At 54.9% G+C, this 7,797-nt stretch carries 3 protein-coding genes and 2 pseudogenes; 3 read left to right on the top strand and 2 right to left on the bottom strand.

Going from position 1 to position 7,797, the window contains the following annotated elements:
- Positions 1-226: 226 nt before the first annotated feature.
- Positions 227-1,205: pseudogene (locus tag V7730_RS21010) on the top strand (IS5 family transposase).
- Between the two features lie 397 nt (positions 1,206-1,602).
- On the opposite strand, the pseudogene V7730_RS21005 reads toward V7730_RS21010, so the two are convergent.
- A pseudogene (locus tag V7730_RS21005) lies at positions 1,603-1,893 on the bottom strand (TetR-like C-terminal domain-containing protein); the annotation flags it as partial.
- 1,314 nt (positions 1,894-3,207) lie between these two features.
- On the opposite strand from V7730_RS21005, the gene V7730_RS21000 reads away from it, so the two are divergent.
- Complete coding sequence (locus V7730_RS21000; RefSeq protein WP_335749513.1) at positions 3,208-4,188, top strand: glycosyltransferase; 981 nt, start codon at positions 3,208-3,210, stop codon at positions 4,186-4,188.
- An 18-nt stretch (positions 4,189-4,206) separates the two neighbouring features.
- Positions 4,207-6,300: an NAD-dependent epimerase/dehydratase family protein gene (locus V7730_RS20995; protein ID WP_335749512.1), complete on the top strand. Its 2,094-nt coding sequence runs from the start codon at positions 4,207-4,209 to the stop codon at positions 6,298-6,300.
- Between the two features lie 192 nt (positions 6,301-6,492).
- Here V7730_RS20995 and V7730_RS20990 read toward each other — a convergent pair.
- The coding region (locus tag V7730_RS20990; protein WP_443070261.1) for a calcium-binding protein at positions 6,493-7,797 on the bottom strand (1,305 nt) is incomplete at its 5' end.

The raw sequence follows: 7,797 nt of genomic DNA, 5'->3' as shown, positions 1-7,797 counted from the left end.
CTTTCACAAGTTGATCCACCTTAACTACTGGTCCGAATTCCCGAGACCACCTCTGACTACCTGGCCAGAGACTTGCGTGATCTTCAATCCCTGTTTCAGACGTTGAACGAAAACTAGGGATAGGAGGTGCCACTGTCTACAAATCCCTAAAGGGCACCTCTAAAAATTGCCCCACCCCCTGCACTGCGGTATCATTAGACAATGAACCGGCAGTGGGGATACAGCGGTGGCACAGATGGGTTTCTTCGATCTTTCGGACCATTACGCGAGCCTGGACGCCAAGAAGGACCCGCTGGTTGAGATCGACGGCGTCGTTCCATGGGAGGAGTTTCGCCCGACTCTTGAGCGGGTCTGCCGCAAGCCAGATGCGGATCGCAAGTCCCGGGCCGGGCGCAAGCCGATAGACGCAGTGCTGATGTTCAAGACGCTGGTACTGAGCGCACTTTACAACCTTTCCGACGATCAGATTGAGTATCAGGTCCGCGACAGGCTGTCCTTCATGCGGTTTCTGGGGCTTGGTCTTGGCGACCGTGTGCCCGATGCTAAAACGGTATGGCTTTATCGAGACGGGCTAGCGCAGGCAGGCAAGGTGGAGTAGCTGTTTCGGCAGTTCGACAGTCATTTGGCCCAGCAGGGCTATATAGCGCGGGGCGGACAAATATTGGATGCATCGATTGTGCCAGTGCCGCGCAACCACAACACGCGCGACGAAAACACAGCGATCAAGAAGGGCGAGGTGCCCAAGGATTGGGAAAACAAGCCCGCCAAGCGATGCCAGAAAGACGTGGACGCGCGCTGGACAAAAAAGCACGGCAAGAGCCACTACGGCTACAAGAACCATGTGAACGTCGACCGCATGCACAAGCTGGTGCGGCGCTATCACGTCAGCGACGCCGCGCAGCACGATAGCCAGGCGGTGGATCACCTACTGATGCGGGGCAACACCGGCTCTGGCGTGTGGGCGGATGCGGCCTATCTCTCTGAGGAGATGGAGGCAAAATTACGTGCGCGGAAGCTCAAGAGCCACATTCACCGTGCGGGTGCGGGTCGAACACGTCTTCGGCGCGCAGGCAAACGACATGGGCGGCACCTTGGTGCGCACCATCGGCCTGGTGAGGGCCATGGCAAAGATCGGGATGAAAAACCTTGCATACAATATGCGCCGACTCTGTCAGTTGCGTCGCATCAACCCAAACCCGGCGTGAAAAGAGGTCGGCCAAAGACGCAGATCATGCTGCGCATCACGAAAAGCGGCCCCGAAATGGGCAGCGCATCATCAGACCCGACGCAATAAACCGGCAGCTGACGGTCTCTGACGCGCTTCAGGCTGCATCAGCCGCGCTGTAGTCCTAAAAACAGTCAAAAATAGAGGTGCCCTAAAATCTACTTCTTGAGGGCAAGGCATTACCTCGAAATGAAAAAGCCAAGAGCTTTCTGGAGCATTGGGCGGAAACCGATCCTTCGCTGGGAGCACGAGCCCGGAACGCGCCTTCAGCGGGTGCGGGCATTCAAGTGACATTGAACCCAAGTTTATCTCTGCACCGCTGCTGAGAGCCCATTCTGATGGATGCTGCAATTGGAATGAAGGTCTGATTCCTCGTCTCAGGACCTCATTTGAGGCAAGATATCGAGAATCGTTAGGCGCTTCATCTCGTCTTTTTTGAACCGCCCCGCAATGCAGAGTTGTGCGTAACCATGCACGGCGCTCCAAATGAACATCTGAGCGCGCGTTGTTGTAAGTTCATAATTCGGGTGGCCAAGGGGCAAGTCTTGGGCGATGTCAGCAAGCACGGCAAAGCACGCCACGACGTTGCCCATCAGCTCCGGATCATCGCTTTTTGTAGGGCCACGCGCGAACATCAACTCAAACAAATCAGGGTGATCAACTGCGAAGCTGACATAGCCTTGCTACGCTGAGTCGCGGCGTTCAACTCGGGGGCTATCCTCAGACCAGTCCTTGCGCATATACTCTGCCAGCATGGCGTATCCCGCACTCGCCAAGGCCGTCAGAAGGCCCGCCATGTTCCCAAAGTGGTTCTTTGGGGCGGTATGGCTGACACCCACCAATTACGGTTCTCGGGACTATCAATCAGTCCGCTTCCCGTTTCTTCTTGGTTATGGTTGGAGATCATCGCAATGGTCGACGGGACCTTCGATAGCCAAGCGAAAACTGGCTGCAGCTCTTGCCAAGTGATGCTGCGTTTTTCGTCGTTGAGTTGCCAAGTCAGCGTGGCAGGCTGATCGTAATAATAATATTATCAAAGATGATGTAACACCGTTCTGTTGCTTCGCTCTGGACGACAAAGACCTCGTTACCGCTCGCCCTCTTGCAGCAAACGTCACCGTCACCGCGGATATCAAAATCCCTGAATGGGCTGATGAAGAGGCCCGGGCTGCCGCCCGAGATCTGGGTTGGGATTACCAAGTAATGCGCCGCAGCTGGCTTCATTTCGCCATGGCCGAAGCCGCGAAAGGCAATTCCCTCAACAACGCTGGGGCTGGTTTTGTGGCGTACTATCGAAACCGAAAATCCATGTGGTAGGCTCTGTTCGCCCGTTAAGGTGTCCCAAAATAAACTGTCTTAAAAGGGGCGGTATTACTTGGCAAAAGTCAACCTGACACACTGCTCCAAACTGTCCCGATGACACACCGTGAGACAGTGCCTTCGAAAGTAGAAAATGCCATTGGAATTGAAACTTTAAAGGCTGAACTCAACCCCGCGAATGACCGCCTTGAGGATGCGTCAAAAGATAGGGACGCGTGGAAGGGTCAGGCAAAAACACTCTCAACACTCCTGACAGATCAGCGCTCCAATGATCCCTAACCGTCCCTGGAGCCGCAGCAGAAACCGCGCAAAGGGCTCCTTGGTCGTTTGGCTGACGCTGTGAAAGGGTAAGGCGTATTAAGGGCGATACTTTCAGCGCAAACCGCCTGAGCTTTTCCTGATTTTTAGCCCCCCTCCAAGCACCTCCCGTCTCCGAACATCTCCCATTGGCGCGCAAAGTGTTGGCAGGGCGCAACGGGCTACCGCTCTTTTTGCCACACCATAAAAAGCCGCTGTTGATTGCATTGTTAAAGCCGGATGCGGGCGTCTACTGTGTGGAGCAGAAAATGAACCTGACCACCCGATCAAGAGGGCACCTATTTTCCAATTGATATAAACAACCCGTCCTTGGCATGCTGTGCTGAATTCTAGCGAGAAATCTCATGATACCTCAGACAAAAATTGGTGCCGTGATCATCGGCCGTAATGAAGGTAAACGCTTGGTCAATTGCCTGAAATCACTGAGAAATGAAGTTTCTCTCGTGATCTATGTTGATAGTGGTTCAACCGACTCCTCAATCGAAAACGCCAAGAAGTATGGGGCAGAGTGTGTTCTGTTGGATAGCGACAGGCCCTTCACCGCCGCCCGCGCCCGCACCGCCGGCTTCGAGCGCATCAAACAAAGGGCTGACATACCCGAATTTGTTCAGTTCATAGATGGGGACTGCTGGTTGGAGGAAGGCTATATCGCCAAGGCTGCCACACAGATTTCCGACGATCCGGGGCTTGCTGTTGTTACAGGTTGGCGCACAGAAATTGATCCGGGTGCCAGCGTCTTTAACGAGATGTGCGACCACGAATGGCATGGCCCCACAGGTGACATCATGGCCTGTGGGGGCGACATGATGGTCCGCGTCTCGGCTTTTGAACAGATTGGCGGCTTTAATCCAAAGGTCATCGCAGCAGAGGATGACGAATTCTGCATCCGCCTTCGAAAAGCAGGGTGGAGTCTGCACCGGCTGCCACTATCGATGACCCATCATGACGCGAATATGCTGCAGTTCGGCCAATGGTGGAACCGCGCTGTGCGAACCGGTCATGGTTTTGAACAGGTGAACGACTTGCATCCAGAGTATTTCATACGCGAGCGTCGACGGATGTGGATCTATGGCGGGGCCTTGCCTGTTTTGGGTCTGGTTGGCGCGGTGTTCTACTGGCCTTTGCTTATGTTCGTTTTTGCGCTGTTTGCGATATCTTATGCCCGCACCGCCCTTGGCCTTGCAAAGGCGGGCCTGCCTCGTTTGCGGGCGGGGCACCATGCTTTTTACTTATTTCTGTCAAAATTCCCCAATATAATTGGGGCATTAACCTACCATAAGCGCAGGCGTCAGGGAGCTGAGATGGTGATTATTGAATACAAGTAAGCAAGAAATGAGCAAGAAATGAGCAAAAAAACACGCGTCGGTATTATTGGAGCGGGGTATATTTCAGATTGGCATGCAGATGCCATCGGGGCGACCAAAGGCGCGGAGTTGACATGTGTCGTTGATAGCAATATTGCCTCGGCGCAGGCGTTTGGTACCGCGCGGGGCATTCAAGCCTTCGCAACCATTCAAGAGATGCTCGCGGCGGGTGCCGCTGACGCTGTCCACGTGTTGACGCCGCCAGAGTCGCATCACGCAGTCACGCAGGAGTGCATCGCAGGCGGCCTGCATGTGCTTGTTGAAAAGCCTGTAGCCCTTTGCGCCCAAGACGTTGAGGCGATGCGCGCGGCAGCCCAGGAACGCGGCGTGCAATTTGCGGCAGGCCATAACTTTTTGGGTTTGCCGTCCTATATGCGGCTCAAATCAATGATGGCCACAGGCAAGATAGGCCGCGTTTCTACAGCCGAAATCAACTGGTGTTTCCCGCTTGGCCCCTTGCGGTCCGGCCCCTATGGCATCTGGCTCATGCGTGAGACGCACAACCTACTGCAAGAGCTTGGACCGCATCTTTTTGCCTTCATGCAAGACCTGTTCGGTGATGTGGAAATCCTGCACTTGCAGACCTCGAACGAAATCACCCTTCCCGGTGGCAGCACCCGGCCCCAAGGATGGCGGATCCTTGCGCGAGCGGGTCAGGTGGATGTGACGCTGAACCTTGCCTTGGTCGAAACCTATGATGACCGGTCCGTTGTTGTGCGGGGGTCTTCGGCAATGGCCCGGCTCGACTATGCCAAGGACACGTTGGTTGTGTCTGGTATGAACACCTCTGATCTGGTGCTTAATCCACTGCGCAGCGCCCTTGGTCAAAGCTTGGGGCTCTTGCGCGAAGGCATGGTGAACGCAACACGGCAGCTGACATCGCTGAACCAGAAATCGCCCTACGGCCTCAGCTTTCGTGGCATGTGCGCGGAAGTCTACAGTGCCCTTGCACAGGGCCGCCCCGTTGATGCCCGCTTCAATGGAGCAAGTGCAGTTAAGGTGATGCGGGCGATCGACGATACACTGGCGCTGTTGCCCGCTGACCCGCAACTCATAAAGCCAAAAGGAACACCCGAACCAACCGCTCTGGTGATTGGGGGTACCGGTTTCATCGGGCGCGCATTAACCCGGAAACTGGCCGCAAACGGAACCCACGTGCGCGTGCTGTCACGCGGCAAAACTGGCCCGTTTGATGATATTTCTGACAAGGTCGAAGTTGTCGGCGTCTCCTTGCGGGATGCAGCAGGACTTGAAGCTGCAATGCAAGGCATCAGCCACGTGTACCACCTCGCCAAGTCAGAGGACAAAACATGGGATGCCGCCCTCGAGAATGACGTCGCTGTGACAGAGCGCATTGCAACCGCGGCCCTCAATGCCAGCGTCGAACGGCTGGTCTACACCGGCACGATCGCGTCCTACGATTTGTCCGATCCAGCCGTGACCATCACCGAAGAAACGGGCTTTGGCGCAGACCTGAAGAACCGGAATATATATGCACGCTCCAAAGCCGAGTGCGAGGCACGGCTGATGACGATGCACAGGGAAAAGGGCCTCCCTGTGACAATCGCCCGTCCTGGCATCGTTGTCGGGTCCGGAGGGCCACTGCAACATTGGGGCATTGGAAGATGGCATGGTGCGGGCGCCGTAAAAATCTGGGGGAATGGGCACAATACGCTGCCCTTCGTTCTGATCGATGATGTGGCAGACGGGTTGATCCTCATGGCCGAAAGCGACAAATCCGTTGGCGAGAGCTTTAACCTGATCGGCGAGCCGCTGTTGTCCGCGCGTGGTTATTTTGACGCTATCCACAAGGTGTTTGATGCGCGCATCAATGTGTCGTCTGGGCAGCTATGGCTGCTTTACGGCGCTGACGCTGTAAAATTTTTCCTCAAAACCAATATCTTGCGGAGACGGGGCATTTCCCGGCCAAGCTTACGCGACTGGAAAAGCCGCGCACATTTTTCGCCATTCAACAACACCAAGCCCAAGGAAGTTCTTGGGTGGACCCCGACGTCACGAGAAGACACCTTCGTAAAGCTGTCAGCTTCCGAGGCAAACCTTTTTGGATTCTAGCGCCCGGTTCACTTGGGCCCGGACCGGGTTTTCCAGCAATCTGACGCTTGCCGTGCACCCCAAACGTGCCCGCATATTGACCCATTCAGGGGCCGGAGCAACGTGTATCCTGATCCCTGCCCCTCAAAGGCATAAAAGCCACCAAGCTTAAAAACTTGGTGGCTTTTATGTATTGAATATCCAGTTGGTTTCTTAAGCCATAAACCCGAAGTGGTCTGCCGTGAGGTCGCTCACGCTCACGCCAACAACTGTGACGCTGTCGTTTGCATCCAGTTGAACGACAACATTAGAGCTAACATCCGTAAAGGTCGCCAGCACAGCATCAAAATCAGCAAAGCCAAAGGCATTAATATTCAGGAAATCGCCGCTTGAGATGTCGAAATCCACAATCAGGTCATCACCAGATCCATCCGCAAATACGAATTCATCCACCCCACTACCGCCGTTCAGGATATCATTTCCGGCTAGTCCGATGAGGGTGTCCGCCCCGGCTGATCCGTTCAAAAAATCCTCCCCAGCGGTGCCGGTGACCATATCGTTGCCCGCCAATGCCGCGTCCGTTCCGGTCTGAATCAAATCACCAGCGTATCTCATTGTATCTATATCAGAATTCCAGCTCACATCCCCAAGGATCCCACCTGTGGAAAGGCCCGAAAAATCGACGAGCATTGTTGTATAGAGGTCTCCGGCCGCTGAATCCCCAACCAGATTTACGATCCCCGAATAGGTCACCGCGACATTGCCATCCAATTCTCCCTGTGTGCCCACAAATTCAAATGTGTAGCCGAAACTGGATCCGGGCGTGGATCCTCCGAGAGGGTCATCGTCCAGAGTGATGGTCGTATCAAAGACCGAACTGGCAGGTTTAAGGTCAATTTGGAGTGAGGCCAAATGCTTGTTCACGGTTAAATCGTGCTGGCTCCAGCCATAGAACATATTGATATCAGCGCCCGTAACGCCACCCGTGGTATAGGCGTCCAAAGCTGTCCATGTCAGGTTTTCGATAGAGCCATCAGCATAGGTTGCGGTGATCAGAGCGCCGTCTAAATCTATTCCACGTGATGAGGTATCGTCCCGGATGCCGTAGATGGTTTCATTTGGATCAACCGCAAGCCGAACAACATCAATGACGGGACCGGAGCCAACCGGATCAACAGGATCAACCGGATCGACGGGGTCTACAGGACCACTTCCGTCAGCGTTCTGCCAGACCGCATCCGTCTCCGAGACCACAAGCTCAAGATCGGTGCGGCTGACTTCGGCGCCAAAGCCATCTGAACCGATCACAGTCATCTCGTAGATATGATCCCGGTCCCAGTCCCATACCTCGGCATAGGACGGCGTGAACCACGGCTGGTAACTCACCTCACCAGTGGCAGCGTTCACCTGGAACAAGTCAGCATCCTCGCCAACCAATGAGTAGACAAGAGAGCCAACCGGATCAACCGGATCAACAGGATCAACCGGATCGACGGGGTCTACAGGACCACTTCCGTC

Origin of the sequence: Sulfitobacter sp. (genome assembly GCF_036961165.1) — a bacterium.
Classification (GTDB): domain Bacteria; phylum Pseudomonadota; class Alphaproteobacteria; order Rhodobacterales; family Rhodobacteraceae; genus Sulfitobacter.
Note: the sequence above shows the minus strand (reverse complement) of the source record. Positions and strands in the feature narration are given on the sequence as shown.